This window comes from Mesorhizobium album, from assembly GCF_033977205.1.
Classification (GTDB): domain Bacteria; phylum Pseudomonadota; class Alphaproteobacteria; order Rhizobiales; family Rhizobiaceae; genus Mesorhizobium; species Mesorhizobium album.
Genome location: NZ_JAVIIW010000007.1, coordinates 93,302 through 109,875 on the forward strand (window position 1 = coordinate 93,302; position 16,574 = coordinate 109,875).

15 protein-coding genes are annotated in these 16,574 nt (G+C 63.8%); 12 read left to right on the plus strand and 3 right to left on the minus strand.

Annotated features, from left to right (window positions below):
- The 7 genes from RFN28_RS08285 to RFN28_RS08315 all read left to right on the plus strand — a co-directional run bounded on the left by RFN28_RS08285 (window position 1) and on the right by RFN28_RS08315 (window position 7,411).
- Window positions 1-960, plus strand: coding sequence for an ABC transporter permease (locus RFN28_RS08285; protein WP_320286886.1), 960 nt, complete (start codon window positions 1-3; stop codon window positions 958-960).
- A 40-nt stretch (window positions 961-1,000) separates the two neighbouring features.
- On the plus strand, window positions 1,001-1,822 hold the full coding sequence (locus tag RFN28_RS08290; RefSeq protein WP_292124480.1) for an ABC transporter permease: 822 nt from the start codon (window positions 1,001-1,003) through the stop codon (window positions 1,820-1,822).
- On the plus strand, window positions 1,822-3,477 hold the full coding sequence (locus tag RFN28_RS08295; protein WP_320286887.1) for an ABC transporter ATP-binding protein: 1,656 nt from the start codon (window positions 1,822-1,824) through the stop codon (window positions 3,475-3,477). The genes RFN28_RS08290 and RFN28_RS08295 overlap by 1 nt, the downstream gene beginning before the upstream one ends.
- 84 nt (window positions 3,478-3,561) lie before the next feature.
- Window positions 3,562-4,401: an alkaline phosphatase family protein gene (locus tag RFN28_RS08300; RefSeq protein WP_320286888.1), complete on the plus strand. Its 840-nt coding sequence runs from the start codon at window positions 3,562-3,564 to the stop codon at window positions 4,399-4,401.
- A 322-nt stretch (window positions 4,402-4,723) separates the two neighbouring features.
- A complete protein-coding gene (locus tag RFN28_RS08305) occupies window positions 4,724-5,290 on the plus strand; it encodes a sigma-70 family RNA polymerase sigma factor (protein ID WP_320286889.1) in 567 nt (188 codons plus the stop codon).
- Window positions 5,287-5,955 carry an anti-sigma factor gene (locus tag RFN28_RS08310; RefSeq protein WP_320286890.1) on the plus strand — a complete coding sequence of 223 codons (669 nt, stop codon included), beginning with the start codon at window positions 5,287-5,289 and terminating at the stop codon, window positions 5,953-5,955. The genes RFN28_RS08305 and RFN28_RS08310 overlap by 4 nt, the downstream gene beginning before the upstream one ends.
- The gene (locus tag RFN28_RS08315) at window positions 5,945-7,411 is read left to right on the plus strand and encodes a S8 family serine peptidase (protein WP_320286891.1); all 1,467 of its coding nucleotides are present in this window, start codon (window positions 5,945-5,947) and stop codon (window positions 7,409-7,411) included. The genes RFN28_RS08310 and RFN28_RS08315 overlap by 11 nt, the downstream gene beginning before the upstream one ends.
- Window positions 7,412-7,637: 226 nt before the next feature.
- Here the strand turns inward: RFN28_RS08315 and RFN28_RS08320 are convergent, their stop codons facing one another.
- Window positions 7,638-8,660 (minus strand): substrate-binding domain-containing protein, encoded by a 1,023-nt coding sequence (locus tag RFN28_RS08320; protein WP_320286892.1) that lies wholly within the window; start codon window positions 8,658-8,660, stop codon window positions 7,638-7,640.
- Between the two features lie 361 nt (window positions 8,661-9,021).
- Between RFN28_RS08320 and RFN28_RS08325 the strand changes: the two genes are divergently transcribed.
- The 5 genes from RFN28_RS08325 to RFN28_RS08345 all read left to right on the plus strand — a co-directional run bounded on the left by RFN28_RS08325 (window position 9,022) and on the right by RFN28_RS08345 (window position 15,540).
- On the plus strand, window positions 9,022-10,377 hold the full coding sequence (locus tag RFN28_RS08325; protein ID WP_320286893.1) for an ABC transporter substrate-binding protein: 1,356 nt from the start codon (window positions 9,022-9,024) through the stop codon (window positions 10,375-10,377).
- A 177-nt stretch (window positions 10,378-10,554) separates the two neighbouring features.
- Window positions 10,555-11,568: a carbohydrate ABC transporter permease gene (locus RFN28_RS08330; RefSeq protein ID WP_320286894.1), complete on the plus strand. Its 1,014-nt coding sequence runs from the start codon at window positions 10,555-10,557 to the stop codon at window positions 11,566-11,568.
- Between the two features lies 1 nt (window position 11,569).
- Entirely contained in the window at window positions 11,570-12,724 is a 1,155-nt protein-coding gene (locus RFN28_RS08335; RefSeq protein WP_320286895.1) for a carbohydrate ABC transporter permease, read from the plus strand.
- A 4-nt stretch (window positions 12,725-12,728) separates the two neighbouring features.
- A complete protein-coding gene (gene bglA, locus RFN28_RS08340; RefSeq protein ID WP_320286896.1) occupies window positions 12,729-14,393 on the plus strand; it encodes a beta-galactosidase BglA in 1,665 nt (554 codons plus the stop codon).
- 34 nt (window positions 14,394-14,427) lie between these two features.
- On the plus strand, window positions 14,428-15,540 hold the full coding sequence (locus RFN28_RS08345; RefSeq protein WP_320286897.1) for an ABC transporter ATP-binding protein: 1,113 nt from the start codon (window positions 14,428-14,430) through the stop codon (window positions 15,538-15,540).
- Between the two features lie 85 nt (window positions 15,541-15,625).
- Here RFN28_RS08345 and RFN28_RS08350 read toward each other — a convergent pair whose 3' ends face one another.
- Window positions 15,626-15,868: a DUF680 domain-containing protein gene (locus tag RFN28_RS08350; RefSeq protein WP_320286980.1), complete on the minus strand. Its 243-nt coding sequence runs from the start codon at window positions 15,866-15,868 to the stop codon at window positions 15,626-15,628.
- A 154-nt stretch (window positions 15,869-16,022) separates the two neighbouring features.
- On the minus strand, window positions 16,023-16,229 hold the full coding sequence (locus RFN28_RS08355) for a DUF680 domain-containing protein (protein WP_320286898.1): 207 nt from the start codon (window positions 16,227-16,229) through the stop codon (window positions 16,023-16,025).
- Window positions 16,230-16,574: the final 345 nt, after the last annotated feature.

Below are 16,574 nucleotides of genomic sequence, written 5' to 3' on the forward strand. Positions count from 1 at the left end.
ATGTCGTCTCCGATCCTGAGACTGGTCGCTCAGCGCATCTTGCTGGGCATAGTTCTTTTGCTGGCCGTTTCGGTCCTGATCTTCGCCGGCACCCAGATTCTGCCCGGTGACGTCGCCCAGGCGATCCTCGGCCAGGCCGCGACGCCCGAGGCCCTGGCCAACCTGCGCGAACAGCTCGGCCTGAATGATCCAGCATGGCTGCGCTACCTGCATTGGCTCGGCGGGATCCTGCACGGCGATTTCGGCACGGCCCAGTCGAGCGGGCTGGACATCGCAAGTTCGATCAGCACCCGGCTGAAGAACACGCTGTTTCTTGCCGCATGCGCGGCGATCGTCGCGGTGCCGCTTGCGGTCATTCTCGGACTGATCGCCGTGCGCTACCGCAACGGCTTCGTCGACAAACTGATCTCCGGCCTGGCGCTCGCCTCGACTTCATTCCCCGAATTCTTCATCGGCTATGTGCTGATCTTCGTTTTCGCTGTGCATTGGCAGATCTTCCCGAGCATCTCGACTGTGGATGAATCGACACCTTTCCTCGAGCGGCTGCAGGCCGTCGTTCTGCCGGCTACCGCGCTCACGCTTGTGGTGCTGGCGCACATGATGCGCATGACGCGCGCCGCGATCCTCAACGTCATGCAGTCGGCCTACATCGAGACCGCGGAGTTGAAGGGGCTGAAGCCCTTTGACATCATCCGCAAGCACGCCTTCCCCAACGCGATCGCGCCGGTCGTCAACGTCGTCATGCTCAACCTCGCCTATCTCATCGTCGGCGTGGTGGTGGTGGAGGTGATCTTCGTCTATCCCGGCATGGGGCAGTATCTCGTCGACCATGTCGCCAAGCGCGACGTGCCGGTGGTGCAGGCGGTCGGGCTGATCTTCGCCGCGGTCTACATCACGCTCAACATCGTGGCGGACATCGCCGCCATCGTGGCCAATCCGAGACTGAGGCATCCAAAGTGACTGGCCCGATACGGAACGATCAGAGGGAGAACTGAGGCGAATGGCGCTGAGACAAATCCCGTTCACCGCGTGGGTCGGGCTTATCCTGACGGCCGCCTTTGCGTTTTGCGCCATATTCGCGCCGTGGGTGGCGCCGCACGGCAATGGCGAGATCGTCGGCGATGTCTGGGAGCCGATGTCGGCGGCCCATTGGCTGGGCACCGATAATCTCGGCCGCGATCTCATCTCGCGCATGATCTACGGCGCGCGCATCACCATGGAGATCGCGGTGGCGGCGACGGCGCTCTCCTTCTCGCTCGGCTCGATCCTCGGCTTCTCGGCGGCAGTGTTCGGCGGCTGGTTCGACACGCTGATGTCGCGCTTCGTCGACCTTCTGATGTCGATCCCGACGCTGATCTTCGGCCTGGTCGTGCTCTCGGTGCTGCCGACAAACACGCTGACGCTGATCCTGGTCATGGGCATCCTCGACTCGACCCGCGTCTACCGCCTGTCCCGCGCGGTCGCCGTCGACATCAACGTCATGGACTATGTCGAGGCGGCGAAGCTGCGCGGCGAGGGCAGCGGCTGGATCATCTTCCGCGAGATCCTGCCCAACGCGCTCTCGCCGCTGGTCGCCGAACTCGGCGTGCGCTTCATCTTCGCGGTGCTTTTCCTGTCGGCGCTGTCCTTCCTCGGCCTCGGCGTGCAGCCGCCGGATTCCGACTGGGGCGGCATGGTCAAGGAAAACAAGGACGGCATCGTCTTCGGTATTCCGGCGGCGCTCATTCCGGCGGCCGCGATCGCGGTGCTGGCCATTTCGGTCAACCTCGTCGCCGACTGGGTGCTCAACCGCACGACAAGCCTGAAGGGAGGACGCGGCTGATGACCGACGGCAAGGCAAAGTCCACCCGGCTCCTCGACATCCGCAACCTGCGCATCGAGGCGACCGTCTATCCGCCCGGCGAGGCACCGAGGACCATTACCCTCGTCCACGATGTCTCGCTGACCCTGGAAAAGGGCAAGGTGCTCGGCCTGATCGGCGAATCCGGCGCCGGCAAGTCCACCATCGGCCTTTCCTCCATGGCCTACGGTCGCGGCGGCGTGCGCATCACCGGCGGCGAAGTGATCCTCAATGGCCGCGACATCCTGAAGGCCGGTGCCAATGGCGTGCGGGCACTGCGCGGGCGCGAGGTCTGCTACGTCGCGCAGTCGGCGGCGGCCGCCTTCAACCCGGCGCACAAGCTGATTGACCAAGTGGTCGAAGCAGCCCTTCTGCACGGCACCGCGACCCGGGCTGAGGCCGAGAAGCGCGCCGTGGCGCTGTTCAAGAAGCTTAGCCTGCCTAATCCGGAGACGATCGGCGAGCGCTACCCGCACCAGGTTTCCGGCGGCCAGCTTCAGCGCGTGATGACGGCGATGGCGCTGTGCTCGGAACCGGACCTGATCGTCTTCGACGAGCCGACCACGGCGCTCGACGTAACGACGCAGATCGACGTGCTGGCGGCGATCAAGGATGCCATCCGCGACACGCATGTGGCGGCTTTATACATAACCCACGACCTTGCCGTCGTCGCCCAGGTGTCGGACGAGATCATGGTGCTGCGTCACGGCCGGCTGGTCGAATGGGGCGGCACGCGCCAGATCATCAAGGAGCCGCGCCAGGAATATACGAATGCGCTAGTGTCGGTGCATGAGATTGAGCACCAGGAGCAGCAGCCAGGCACGACGCCGGTGCTGTCAGTGAAGAACGTGACGGCAGCCTATGGCGGCGGCCACGTCAAGGTGCTGAAGAACGTTTCGGTCGACATCTATCCGGGCCAGACGCTGGCGGTAGTCGGCGAGAGCGGTTCCGGCAAATCGACATTGGCGCGCGCCATCACCGGCCTCTTGCCGCCCGAGCAGGGCAGCATCGTCTTCGACGGCCGCACGCTTGCCAGCAGGCTGGCCGACCGGCCGAAGGAGGACCTGCGCCAGCTGCAGATGATCTACCAGATGGCGGACGTTGCGATGAACCCGCGCCAGACGGTGGGCACCATCATCGGCAGGCCGCTGGAATTCTATTTCGGCATGAAGGGCCGCGAGCGCGACAAGCGCGTTGCCGAGCTGCTCGATGAGATCGAGATGGGCAAGGGCTTCATCGACCGCTATCCGGCCGAGCTTTCGGGCGGCCAGAAACAGCGCGTCTGCATCGCCCGTTCGCTCGCCGCCAAGCCGAAGCTGATCATCTGCGACGAGGTGACGTCGGCGCTTGATCCGTTGGTCGCGCACGGCATCCTCAAGCTTCTGCTCAACCTGCAGCAGGTCGAGAAGGTGGCCTATCTTTTCATCACCCACGACCTCGCGACCGTAAAGTCGATCGCCGATTCGATCGCGGTCATGTATCGTGGCGAGGTGGTCCGCTACGGCTCCAAGAGCAAGGTGCTGACGCCGCCCTTCGATGCCTATACCGACCTTCTGTTGTCCTCGGTTCCCGAAATGGAGATCGGATGGCTGGAGAAGGCCATCGCCGGCCGCCGCATGGAAAGCGCCGGCAACTAGGAGCGCCTGTTTTAGTCTCTCCGTGCGTTTGGGCCTAATTTTCGGCCCAGACGCGCCCCCCGGCAAGACAGCATGGAGCCCGCCGTGGCGCTCACATCCAAACTGCTGCTCATCGTCCTCGACGGCGTGCCCTACCGGAACTGGCGCCGGCTGATGGGCAATCTCGAGGGCTGGGCGCAATCGGGCGAGGCGCAAGTGTGGAAGATGCGCTCGGTGCTGCCGTCGACCTCAGCCTGCTGCTACGCCTCGATCCATACCGGTGTTTCGCCGCAGGTGCACTGCATCCTGTCGAACGAGAACCGGTTCCGGGTCAGACAGCCGGACATCTTCTCCGAGGTCAGCAAGGCCGGGGGTAAGACCGGCGCGGTCACCCATTCCTACTGGTCGGAATTCTTCCGCTCCCATCCGTTCGACCTGGTCGAGGACATGGAGTTCGACGAGCCCGGCGGCCCGATCACGCATGGCCGATTCCACACCATGACCGGCTACAACGCCAGGAACCAGATGACGCCGAGCGACGTCGACCTGTTCGCGACGCTGACGATGCTCACCAGGCGTCACGGCATTGATTACGGCATCCTGCATACCTGCACGCTGGACTCGATGGGCCATCGCTTCGGCCATGACTGCCACGAGATGGATCATGCCTGTTACGCGATGGATGGGATGCTGGCTGCCTTCCTGCCCGGCTGGCGCCAGGCCGGCTATGAGGTGATCGTGACCGCCGATCACGGCCAGACCGACCGCGGCCACCACGGCGGTCACGACGAGGATATGCAGGATTTCGCGCTCTATTATTTCGGCCCGGCAAGAGGTCCCGAGCCCGACACGCTGCTCGACCAGCTGCAGCTCGCGCCGACGGTGCTGAGCCGCCTCGGCGTGGCAATCCCGGCGACGATGAAGGCGAAGGTGTTTTTGGAGTGAGCGCCGTCCTCCTCTTCTCCCCTTGTGGGAGAAGGTGGATCGGCGCGCTAGCGCCGAGACGGATGAGGGGTGCTGGAAGGAACTCGACGCGAAAAATCAAGCGATTGCAGGCGCTTACATTCCAGGCGCCTCACTCCGTCCAGCACCCCTCATCCGACCGAGCTTCGCTCGGCCACCTTCTCCCACAAGGGGAGAAGGGGAAGACCCTGCCTCTGGCAACAACCCCTTTCTTCGGTTAGCCTCCAACAATCCTTGGCGGAGGGTGAACCTTTTTGGACCGTTCAGCGACAGAGCCACGAGGAGCCAGGCGGCTCGACCGGCCATGAACGCGGCGACGGAAACCGATCGTGCGCTTGTCGACCGGGTCGCGAAGGGCGACCGGGCTGCCGTGCGGCTCCTGTTCATGCGTCACCACGCGCGGATCTACCGCTTCGTGGCGCGCCAGACGGGATCGGAAATGATGGCCGACGATATCACCAACGAGGTCTTTCTCGAATTATGGCGCCAGGCGCCAGGTTTCGAAGGCCGCTCCGAAGTCTCGACCTGGCTGCTCGGCATCGCCCGCTTCAAGGCGCTGTCCTTGCTGCGCAAGAAGAAGGAAGACTGGATCGACGACGACGACGCGGCGCAGCTTCCCGACAGCGCCGACACGCCGGAAGTCGTCACCATGAAGGAGGACAAGGCCGCCGCCTTGCGCCGCTTCGTCGATGCCTTGCCGGAAGAACACCGCACGGTGATAGACCTTGCCTATTATCACGGACAGTCGGTGACCGAGATCGGCGAGGTGCTCAACATCCCGGTCGCGACCGTGAAAACCAGGATGTTCTACGCCCGCAAGAAACTCGGCGAAGCCCTCAAGGCCGCCGGCTACGACAGGGGGTGGCCATGAGCGCCGCTGAAAAGATGTCGCGCCGCGACGAGATGGAGACGCTGCTGCCGTTCTACCTGAACGGCTCGCTGGAAGGCGCCGAGCTCGAAGCCGTCGAGGAATGGCTGGCCTCCGATCCGGCGGCGCTTGCAGCCCTTGGCGAGGCGGAGGCCGAATTCTCGGGCACCGCCGCCGCCAACGAGGCGATCCGGCCGCCCGCCGACGCGCTCAGCCGCTTTGCCAGGGCGCTGGACGCCGAGGCCGGCCCCGTGCGCGCGCCCGCCCGCCGGTCATGGCTGGCGCGGACGTTCGGCCGGGTTACGGCGATGCCGGCGGGCGTCGCCTGGGCGGCAGCCGCGGCGCTGCTTGCGCTCGTCGTGGTGCAATCTTTCGAGCAGCCGGGCGGCAAGGGCAATGATTTCGAGGTGGCCGGTGCCCAGGACGACCTGGCGAAACTGCCCTTCGCCCTGGTAAGATTCAAGCCGGACGCCAGGATGTCGGACATCGCCGCCTTCCTCGGCCAGAACGGGCTGAAGATCGCGGGCGGACCGACCGCCGACGGGGTCTTCCACGTGACCATCCCAGCCAACACGACGGCCGACTACGACAAGCTCGTCGGCCTTATTGCCGCCCAGCCTTTCGCGGAAGCTGTGATACAGGGAAGGAAACCGGTCGATGGCGGCTAAGGCGGTCGTTCTTCATGCGGCACTCCTTGCAGCGGCGGCGTTTGTCGCGGCGCCTGCCTTTGCGCAGACCAACGACCCGGCCCTTTCGCAGAAGCAGATCGATTGCCTCAACCGCACGACGGCGGCAGGCGCCGACTGCGGCAAGAATGGTGGCGACAAGAATGGTGGTGACAAGAATACTGGCGGCAAGCCCGGCACGGGCAGCACAGCCGGCGGCGCCGTGTTCCTGCCGGCGCTGATCGTCGACCTGTTCCCGAACCCGCCGGCAAGCGCTGCGCCGCCGAACCCGCCGAACGCGGCGCAGCCAAGCGGCCCGACGAACACGCCGCCACCTGCTCCGCCGCCGAGCGGGCCTGTCACGCCGCCCACCGGGCTCAATCTGGCCGAGCCGCCGCGCGCTGTCAGCGGCGAGTTCGTGCCCGACGAAGTGCTGGTGACAGTCGCCGGCGATGCCGGTGCTGTGCAACAGATCGCCACATCCTTCGGCCTGCAGGTGCGCTCGCAGCGCCAGTCGCTGCTGCTTGGCAGCACGCTGGTGCGCTACGGCATTCCCGACGGGCGCCCGGTCGGCGTCGTGCTGGCGCAGCTTGCCGCCGACGGCCGCACGCAGCGGCGCGAGCCCAACCATATCTATTCGCTGCAGCAGGCGGCAGGCATCGTGAACTATGCCTTCGAGCGCATCGCGCTCGATGCCAAGAATGCGAGCGGCGAGAATGTGCGCGTCGCCGTCATCGACACCGGCATCGACGACACCAATCCGGCGCTCGCCGGGGTCATTGCCCAACAGTTCGACGCCATGCCGAACGTGCCGATCGAGAAGCGCGACCACGGCACCTCGGTCGACGGGCTGATCGCCGGCGTCGGCGCGCTGGAAGGCATGGCGCCGGGCGCCAGGATCTACCACGCGCGCGCCTTCGAAGGCGGCAAGTCGACCATGGACGTTATCCTGTCGGCGCTCGACTGGGCGGCCAGCCAGGATGTGCGCATCATCAATATGAGCTTCGTCGGCCCGAAGAACGACCTGCTCGGCACCGCCTGCCGCAATGCGCGCGCGCTCGGCATGGTGCTGGTCGCCGCGGCCGGCAACAACGGGCCGAAGGCGCCCTATGGCTATCCGGCCGCCTTCGACGGCGTGATTGCGGTGACGGCCACCGACGCCAAGGACGGGCTGATGCCGCAGGCCAATCGCGGCGCCTATGTCTTCATCTCGGCGCCGGGCGTTGAAATGGTCGCGCCGAGCGGCGCCGGCTCCGACGTGGTGACCGGCACTTCTTTCGCCGCCGCGATCGTGTCCGGCGCCATCGCCAATCTGATCCATGCCGCGCCCGATCGCACGGCCGACGACATCGAGAAGGCACTGGCTGCAACGGCGAAAGATCTCGGCCCGAAGGGGCGGGACAATGATTTCGGCTATGGATTGCTAGATATCAAAGCTGCCGGGGTGGCGAAGGAGTAACCCGCTCATATCTGTTGCGCTGGCGGGACAGCACCCCCCTCTGGCCTGCCGGCCATCTCCCCCCCGCAAGGGGAGATCAGCAGTTTCAGCGCCGGCCCCACTCTTCGAAGTCGATGATTGGCGAATGCGGCGGTGACGTCCAATCTCCCCCCTTGCGGGGAGATGTCCGGCAGGACAGAGGGGGTGTGAAGGAACTCAACGCGTCTCGTCTGTCGGAACACCATCCCTACCCCGGCGCCCCGGCGACCGATCCCCTCACCACCAAATCCACCGGCCAAACCTCGCCGCGAGCCCCTTGCTCCAGCCCCGATATCCGCGCGGCCAGCCGTTCGGCGACGCGGGCGCCGGCGAGCCGGATCGAGGAACGCGTCGTCGACAGCGGCACCGGGAAATTCTCCGGCCGCAGCCAAGGGAAGACGTCGTCATGGGCGACCAGCGACAGGTCGCCCGGGATGGTCAGGCCGAGGTCGCGCACGGCGCGCACGACGCCGAGCGCCATGATAAGGCTCGAGCAGACGATTGCGGTAGGCGCCTCGCTTTGCTCGAGCAGGCGACGGGCGGCACGGTAGCCGTTTTCCTCGGTCATGGTCACGGAACAGATGTGACGCTCGCCGAGCGCCAGGCCGCTGGCTGCAAGCGCCCGGCGCACGCCACGCTCGCGGTGGATGGCGAAGGTCTCGCGGTCGTCACCGTTGATCAGCGCCAGCCGCTTGTGGCCGAGCTGGACGAGCAGTCTTGCCGCCTCGTGGAAGGCGCCCTCATTGTCGATGTCGAGATAGGGATAGTCGAAATCGAAACCCTCGCTGCGGCCATGGACGATGAAAGGAATGCCAAGCGTGTTGACCAGCGCCAGCCGCCGGTCGGTCGGGCGCGGCGAGGAAATGTAGACGGCATCGACCTGCCGGTTGGCGACGATGCGGCGGTAGGTGGTTTCCTGATCGTCGGCATCGGCCGGCGAGAGCACAAGGTCGAGCTCGTGCGAGCGGGCATAGTCGCCGAGACCCGAAAGGAACTCGACGAAATGCGGATCGATATCGACGGCATTGCCGGTTGGCAGCACATAGCCGATCATTCCCGACTTGCCGGTCGCCAACCGCCGCGCGCTGGGGTTCGGCCGATAGCCATGGCGCTTGGCGGCGTCGATCACGCGGCGCCGCGTCTCCTCGCTGACCTCCGGGTAGCCGTTCAGCGCCCGGCTTACCGTGGTCTGCGAAAGCGACAGCATATGCGAGAGTTGCTTGAGGTTCACCGAGGCCTCCAGCCTCAAAGCGCTTTAAATGTGAATCGATCCGATAACGGCTGACGATTTCGCCAGACCGGACGAGATTAGTGACGGCTTAAGGCAGTTTGAAGCAAAAATTGCTGCTGCAATGCCAAAAAAGCATGCTGCAGCGCACTTTACTACCGCGCAGTAGCGATTTTAAATCGATTAATATCGCAACCCTCTTGACTTCCGGCCAATTCAATGGCGAGATCGCAAAAGCCAAAGCGCTTTGGAAGACTCTTCGAAAGGTTGCGGTTGCCTTCTCGCTGAGTCACAGTTTCCGCGGGCGTCGGCGGATGGGATGGAGGTCTCGTCCGGGCTGTTTTGACCACTGGGAGGAATTGCGATGAAGAAAATGCTTCTCTTGGGCGCCGCTTTCGCCGCGCTCGCCTTTAGCCTGCCGGCGCAAGCCGAACTGAAGTTCAAGCCGGGCGAGGACCCGCGCTTCCACTGGGCGAATTACGACGAGCTCAAGAAGGTCGACCTCAAGGGCGAGACGCTGACCATCTTCGGGCCGTGGCGCGGCGAAGACGAGGGTCTGGTGCGCACCGTCCTCGAATACTTCCAGGAAGCCACCGGCGCCGAGATCAAATATTCCTCGTCCGAAAACTACGAACAGCAGATCGTCATCGACACCCAGGCCGGCAGCCCGCCCAACATCGCCGTGCTGCCGCAGCCCGGCCTCATCCAGGATCTCGCTTCCAAGGGCCTACTCACCCCGCTCGGCGACGACACCGCCAAATGGGTGAAGGACAATTACGGCGCCGGCCAGTCCTGGGTCGACCTCGGCACCTTCAAGGACAAGGACGGCAAGCCCGGCTTCTTCGCCTTCCCCTACAAGGCCGACGTGAAGTCGCTGGTCTGGTACTCGCCGGACAATTTCCAGGAAGCCGGCTACAAGGTACCGAAGACGCAGGAAGAGCTCGCCGACCTCGAGAAGAAGATCGTCGCCGACGGCGGCAAGCCCTGGTGCATCGGACTCGGCTCCGGCGGCGCCACCGGCTGGCCGGCGACCGACTGGGTCGAGGATATCATGCTGCGCACGCAGACGCCCGACGTCTACGACAAGTGGGTGAAGAACGAGATTCCGTTCAACGACCCGGCCGTGGTCAACGCCCTCGACATTTTCGGCAAGATCGCAACCGACGACAAGATGGTCGACGGCGGCGCCAAGGCGGTTGCGGCGACCGACTTCCGCGACAGCCCGAAGGGTCTCTTCTCGGTGCCGCCAAAGTGCTACATGCACAAGCAGGCTTCCTTCATCCCGACCTTCTTCCCGCAGGGCACCAAACTCGGCCAGGACGCCGACTTCTTCTACTTCCCGCCCTATGCCTCCAAGCCCGACCTCGGCACGCCCGTTCTCGGCGCCGGCACGCTGGTCATGATCACCAAGGATTCCAAGGCCGCGCGCGCCTTCGTCGAATTCCTGAAGATGCCGCTGGCGCATGAGATCTGGATGGCCCAGGGCGGCTTCGTGACGCCGTTCAAGTCGGTGAACAAGGAAGCCTATGCCAGCGACGCGCTGAAGAAGCAGGGCGAGATCCTGGCCAACGCCTCGACCTTCCGCTTCGACGGCTCGGATCTGATGCCCGGCAAGATCGGCGCGGGCTCGTTCTGGACCGGCATGATCGATCTGGTCGGCGGCAAGTCCGCCCAGGACGTCGCCACCGACATCCAGAAGAGCTGGGATGCCATCAAGTAAGCTGCAGGTCGCGGCTCAAGTCGGACTTTCCTGATCCTCCTACTGGATCCGGGCCACGGCCCGGATCCGCCCGGCGGTGCACGCCGGAAGCCTTCGCGTTCGATTGTTCCGAACAACGAAAACGGTGCATCCAATCGCCAGGCCCGCCTGGCCGGTCATGCGCAGGGAGAGGGACCCATGGCGGCTCAGATTTTCTCGGCCATATTCGTCATCATCATCGGCGTCGGCGGCTGTGTCGCCTATTTCTGGGGCGCCAACAAACTGCTCGACGCCGTCTTCCCCTCGCGCGGGGTCTCCGGCACGACCGCCGTCGACAATCTGCGCCGGCAGGGGCTGGTCAGGCCCTGGCTGTTCGTCGGCCCGGCAATGATCATCCTTACCGTCTACCTGATCTATCCGGTCATCGAGACGCTGCGGCTCTCCTTCCTCGACCGCGGCGGCGCGAATTTCGTCGGCCTTGCCAATTACGAGTGGGCCTTTGGCGATCACGATTTCCGCAACTCGATCCTGAACAATGTGCTGTGGCTGGCGGTGGTGCCGGCGGCCTGCACCTTCCTCGGGCTGATCATCGCCGTGCTCACCGACAAGATCTGGTGGGGCACGATCGCCAAGAGCCTGATCTTCCTGCCGCTGGCGATCTCCTTCGTCGGCGCCAGCGTGATCTGGAAATTCATCTACGAATATCGCGGCGAAGGCCAGGTGCAGATCGGCCTGCTCAACGCCATCATCCAGTATTTCGGCGGCCAGCCGCAGGTGTGGATATCGCTGCCCCTCTGGAACAACTTCTTCCTGATGGTGATCCTGATCTGGATCCAGACCGGCTTTGCCATGGTGATCCTGTCGTCTGCGCTGCGCGGCATTCCGGAAGAGACGCTGGAAGCGGCCGTCATCGACGGCGCCAACCCGTTCCAGATCTTCTGGAAGATCATGGTGCCGCAGATCTGGGGCACCATCGCCGTGGTATGGACCACCATCACCATCCTGGTGCTGAAGGTGTTCGACATCGTGCTGACGATGACCAACGGCCAATGGAACAGCCAGGTGCTCGCCAATTTGATGTTCGACTGGATGTTCCGCGGCGGCGGCGATTTCGGCCGCGGCGCGACCATCGCCATCATCATCATGATCGCCGTCATTCCGATCATGGTCTGGAATATCCGCCAGGCCAACAAAGAGACGGGAGGGCACTGAGATGACCACCAAGACCGGAAAGTCCTTTGCCGGCCGCTTCGGCGTTCACATCGCGGTGCTCGTCTTCGTGGCGATCTGGACCATCCCCACGCTCGGCATCCTTGTCTCGTCGCTTCGCGACAAGGACCAGATCATCGCCTCGGGCTGGTGGAATTCCTTCGCCACCTCCAGCCAGACCGAGGCCGGACGGCTGCCGGCCGCCTCGGCGCAGGCGCAAAAGGACGGCAAATACGTCATCGAGGGCAACATCTTCGGCGACGGCGCCAAGCGCGAGATCAGCGCCTTCGGCGTCAAGTCGTCGGCGCCGACGCAATTTCCCGCCGGCTCTGCAGCCGACCTCGGCGACGGCGTCACCCTGCAGGTGAATGCCGACGGCAGCTTTGCCTTGTCCTCGCCCAAGGCCTTCGAAGGCGAGCGCGGCCAGCGCGTCTATTTCGCCTCGTCGGCGCCGCCGAAATTCACCACCGAGAACTACAAAACCGTGCTGTTCTCGGAAGGCATCGGCCGCTCCTTCATGAACTCGCTGACGGTGACCATTCCATCGACCGTCATCCCGATCCTGATCGCGGCTTTCGCGGCCTATGCGCTGGCGTGGATGCGCTTTCCCGGCCGGGCGCTGCTGATCGCCGTCATCATCGGCCTGCTGGTCGTGCCGCTCCAGATGTCGCTCATTCCGCTGCTCAAGCTCTATAACGGCGTCGGCTCGTTCTTCGGCGTGCCGTCCAAGACCTATCTCGGCATCTGGCTGGCGCATACCGGCTTCGGCCTGCCCTTCGCCATCTATCTGCTCAGGAGCTACATTGCCGGCCTGCCGCGCGAGATCATGGAATCGGCGCGCATCGACGGGGCCAGCGACTTCGAGATCTTCGTAAAGATCGTGCTGCCGCTGTCCTTTCCGGTGCTTGCCTCCTTCGCCATCTTCCAATTCCTGTGGGTATGGAACGATCTGCTGGTGGCGATGGTTTTCCTCGGCACCGAGGCCGATCAGATCGTGCTGACGGCCAAGCTCAATGCGCTGCTCGGCTCGCGCGGCGGCGACTGGGAGATCCTGACGACATCGGCCTTCGTGACCATCATCGTGCCGCTGATCGTCTTCTTCTCGCTGCAGCGCTATTTCGTCCGCGGGCTGCTTGCCGGCTCGGTGAAAGGAGGTTGATAAAATGCGATCGGCTTTGAAGACGAGTTCGAGACCAGACCCTGCCCTTGACCGCGACTGGTGGCGGGGCGCCGTGATCTACCAGATCTATCCGCGTTCCTATCAGGATTCGAACGGCGACGGCATCGGTGACCTGAAAGGCATTGTGCGGCGTCTGCCCTATATTGCCTCGCTGGGCGTCGATGCGATCTGGATCTCGCCCTTCTTCAAATCGCCGATGAAGGATTTCGGCTACGACGTGTCGGATTACTGCGATGTCGATCCGATGTTCGGCACGCTCGCCGATTTCGACGCATTGGTGGCGGAAGCGCACCGGCTGGGCCTCAAAGTGATGATCGACGAGGTGCTGTCGCACACCGCCGACATCCACCCCTGGTTCAAGGAAAGCCGCTCCAGCCGGACCAACCCTAAGGCCGACTGGTACGTGTGGGCGGACGCTAAGCCTGACGGCACCCCGCCCAACAACTGGCTGTCGATCTTCGGCGGCTCGGCCTGGCAGTGGGACACGAGCCGCCAGCAATATTACATGCACAATTTCCTGGCCGAGCAGCCGGACCTCAACTTCCACAACGCTGAAGTCCAAGACGCGCTGCTCGACGTCACCCGCTTCTGGCTGGAGCGCGGCGTCGACGGTTTTCGGCTCGACACCATCAACTTCTACTTCCACAGCCAGGGACTGGAGGACAATCCGCCGCTGCCGCCGGAAGAGCGCAACGACCAGACGGCGCCGGCGGTCAACCCCTACAACTACCAGGACCATATCTATGACAAGAGCCGGCCGGAGAATCTCGGCTTCCTTGAGCGTTTCCGTGCGCTGCTCGACGAATATCCGGCGCAGGCCGCCGTCGGCGAGGTCGGCGATTCGCAGCGCGGGCTGGAAGTGGTGGCGGCCTACACCGCCGGCACAAAACGCGTGCACATGTGCTATTCCTTCGATTTCCTGGCGCCGGAAAAGATCAGCGCCGCCAAGGTGCGCGCGGTGCTGGAGGCCTTCGGCCGGGTCGCCAGCGACGGCTGGTCCTGCTGGGCCTTCTCCAACCACGACGTGATGCGACCTGCCTCGCGCTGGGCCGCCGACGAGGCCGACCCGACCGCCTATCTCAAGGTGATCTCGGCGCTCTTGATGTCGCTGCGCGGCTCGGTCTGCATCTATCAGGGCGAGGAGCTCGGTCTCGCCGAGGCTGAACTCGGGTTCGAGGACCTGCAGGATCCCTACGGCATCCGTTTCTGGCCGGAATTCAAGGGCCGCGACGGCTGCCGCACGCCGATGGTGTGGGAAGCGTCGGCCGAAAATGGCGGCTTCTCCACCGCCAAGCCCTGGCTGCCGGTGCCGGGCAAGCATCTGTCGCACGCGGTGAACGTGCAGCAGGGCGATGCGGGCTCGCTGCTCGAGCACTACCGGCGCTTCCTCGCCTTTCGGCGTAAGCATCCGGCGCTGGCCAAAGGCGATATCGACTTCATCGAAAGCGCCGGCGACACCGTCGCCTTCACGCGGCGCGAGGGCAATGAGCGCATCGCCTGCGTCTTCAACCTCGGCAGCAAGCCTGCCGAGGTGGATCTCGGAAAGGGCTCGCTGCAGCCCTTGCCGGGACACGGCTTTTCGGGACAAGCTGGCACCGGGCCCATCCGCCTCGGCGGCTATGGCGCCTGGTTCGGGCGGATCGACTGAGCTTGCGACAGACAATCACTGGGAGGAAGAAAACATGGCCGATGTCACGCTGGACCAGGTGAAGAAATCATACGGCAACCTCAACATTCTCCACGGCATCGACCTCGACATCAAATCGGGCGAGTTCATCGTCTTTGTCGGGCCGTCGGGTTGCGGCAAGTCGACCTTGCTGCGGTCGATCGCCGGCCTTGAGGAGATTACGTCCGGCGTGCTCAAGATCGATGGCGAGGTGGTGAACGACGTGCCGCCGTCGAAGCGCGGCATCGCCATGGTGTTCCAGTCCTATGCGCTCTATCCGCATATGACGGTCTACGACAACATGGCCTTCTCGATGAAGATCGGCAAGGAAAGCAAGGCCGAGATCGACAAGCGCGTGCGCCAGGCGGCCGAAATTCTGCAGCTCACCAAATATCTCGACCGCCTGCCCAAGGCGATGTCGGGCGGCCAACGCCAGCGCGTCGCCATCGGCCGCGCCATCGTGCGCAATCCGAAGGTGTTCCTGTTCGACGAGCCGCTGTCTAATCTCGACGCGGCACTGCGCGTCGCCACCCGCATCGAGATCGCCAAGCTGAAGGAGCAGATGCCGAACACGACGATGATCTACGTCACCCACGACCAGGTCGAGGCGATGACGCTGGCGGACCGCATCGTGGTGCTGAAGGAGGGCGTTGTCGAGCAAGTCGGCACGCCGATGGAGCTCTACAAGCGGCCGGGCAACCTGTTCGTCGCCCAGTTCATCGGCTCGCCCGCCATGAACATATTGCCGGCGAAGATCGAAAAGGCCGGCAATCCGACCGTGGTCAGCCATGTCGGCGGCCGCAAGGCGACGGTGCCGATCGCAACGCCGGCCTCGGCGAACGGGACCGCAGTGAGCTTCGGCGTGCGGCCGGAGGATCTCGCGATCGCCACGGGTGCGGATTATCTGTTCGAAGGCAAGGTGGATTATATCGAGCAACTCGGCGAGGTTCAGCTCGTCTATGTCGATATCGGCCGCGCCGACCTGCCGCTGGTGGCCAAGCTGCCGGGCAATGTCGAGGTCAAGCGCGGCGAGACATTGCGGCTGAATGCCAGCGCCGGCGACCTGCACATCTTCGACGCCGACGGCCACTCCTTCACGCTGCATCGCGAAGAGGCAAAGGCGGCCTGAGGCCGGCTAAAGGCAGTAGTCGTACCGGCTAAAAGAAAGAGCGGCGGGCTTGGCCCGCCGCTCTTTCTTCAACTGCCTGCGGCTGTTAGCGGCCGAACCGGTTACGGTCGCTGCCCTGCGGGGCCGACTTCTGTGCGTCATGCGACGAGTTCAGCAGCTTGTAAACCGGCGAGTCGGCGCCGATCGACGACGTGCGCGAGGTATCGACAGCAGCCGCCGGAGCGGCAGCCGGCTGATTGGCGCCATTGGAGCCGTAGTTGTCGCTGGCTGCGAACGCAGCACTCGAGAGGGCCAGAACGGCCGCGGTGGCGAGAAGAATCTTCTTCATTTTCAATACTCCTGAATTCTTGATCTGATGCATGTCGTTTCCCAAAACCGCTGCACACTTTTGGGCGACATGCATCGAGAGGCGGCGGGCGGACCCGCCGTCCATCGCCGTTCGACCATGCCCCTCATAACGAGATCATGGTCGCAATCGGCTGTTAGTTGTTGCCGAAGAGGTTGCGATCAGCGCCCTGTGTGACGGGCTTCTGATCGGCCGGCTGCGACTTATGGACCGAGGCCGTGTAAGAAGTGTCGACCGCGGCGGCCGGCTGATTGGCGCCGTTGGAACCATAGTTGTCGCTCGCGGCGAAGGCGCTGCCGGAAACAGCCAGAAGGGCGGCGGCAGTGAGAACAATCTTTTTCATTTTTGGTACTCCAGTATCTCTTTTCCGTCCGTCTAGCGGCGTGTCTTGGGAATGAAATCGCGTCGTTCGGACAGCCCCGATGTGGGTGAGCCGGCTGCCGGATTCCAATCACGAAGTTGTTCCGGCTGGCCTATGAATCCACACCTTGAAATTGCAGAAATCGTTCCTACACCGCGATTTTTCGTAAGTAGAATCATATGCTTATGCCATCTTGCCGTTCGGCTCACCAACTGTATCCGACGGCCAATGTTCACCCCATCCTGCACGCACCGTCAACAGAAACGAACCGTTCGGTTCGATTTTAGAATCTCCTAATAGTCACTTTTCGATACCTTTAACCATTTC

Bases quoted from the DNA above. Each gene is read 5' to 3' on its own strand.
- RFN28_RS08310 (WP_320286890.1), top strand. From the start codon at position 5,287: ATGAGCGCCGCTGAAAAGATGTCGCGCCGCGACGAGATGGAGACGCTG.
- RFN28_RS08325 (WP_320286893.1), top strand. From the start codon at position 9,022: ATGAAGAAAATGCTTCTCTTGGGCGCCGCTTTCGCCGCGCTCGCCTTT.
- bglA (WP_320286896.1), top strand. From the start codon at position 12,729: ATGCGATCGGCTTTGAAGACGAGTTCGAGACCAGACCCTGCCCTTGAC.
- RFN28_RS08350 (WP_320286980.1), bottom strand. From the start codon at position 15,868: ATGAAGAAGATTCTTCTCGCCACCGCGGCCGTTCTGGCCCTCTCGAGT.
- RFN28_RS08285 (WP_320286886.1), top strand. From the start codon at position 1: ATGTCGTCTCCGATCCTGAGACTGGTCGCTCAGCGCATCTTGCTGGGC.
- RFN28_RS08295 (WP_320286887.1), top strand. From the start codon at position 1,822: ATGACCGACGGCAAGGCAAAGTCCACCCGGCTCCTCGACATCCGCAAC.
- RFN28_RS08315 (WP_320286891.1), top strand. From the start codon at position 5,945: ATGGCGGCTAAGGCGGTCGTTCTTCATGCGGCACTCCTTGCAGCGGCG.
- RFN28_RS08290 (WP_292124480.1), top strand. From the start codon at position 1,001: ATGGCGCTGAGACAAATCCCGTTCACCGCGTGGGTCGGGCTTATCCTG.
- RFN28_RS08355 (WP_320286898.1), bottom strand. From the start codon at position 16,229: ATGAAAAAGATTGTTCTCACTGCCGCCGCCCTTCTGGCTGTTTCCGGC.
- RFN28_RS08335 (WP_320286895.1), top strand. From the start codon at position 11,570: ATGACCACCAAGACCGGAAAGTCCTTTGCCGGCCGCTTCGGCGTTCAC.
- RFN28_RS08305 (WP_320286889.1), top strand. From the start codon at position 4,724: ATGAACGCGGCGACGGAAACCGATCGTGCGCTTGTCGACCGGGTCGCG.
- RFN28_RS08345 (WP_320286897.1), top strand. From the start codon at position 14,428: ATGGCCGATGTCACGCTGGACCAGGTGAAGAAATCATACGGCAACCTC.
- RFN28_RS08330 (WP_320286894.1), top strand. From the start codon at position 10,555: ATGGCGGCTCAGATTTTCTCGGCCATATTCGTCATCATCATCGGCGTC.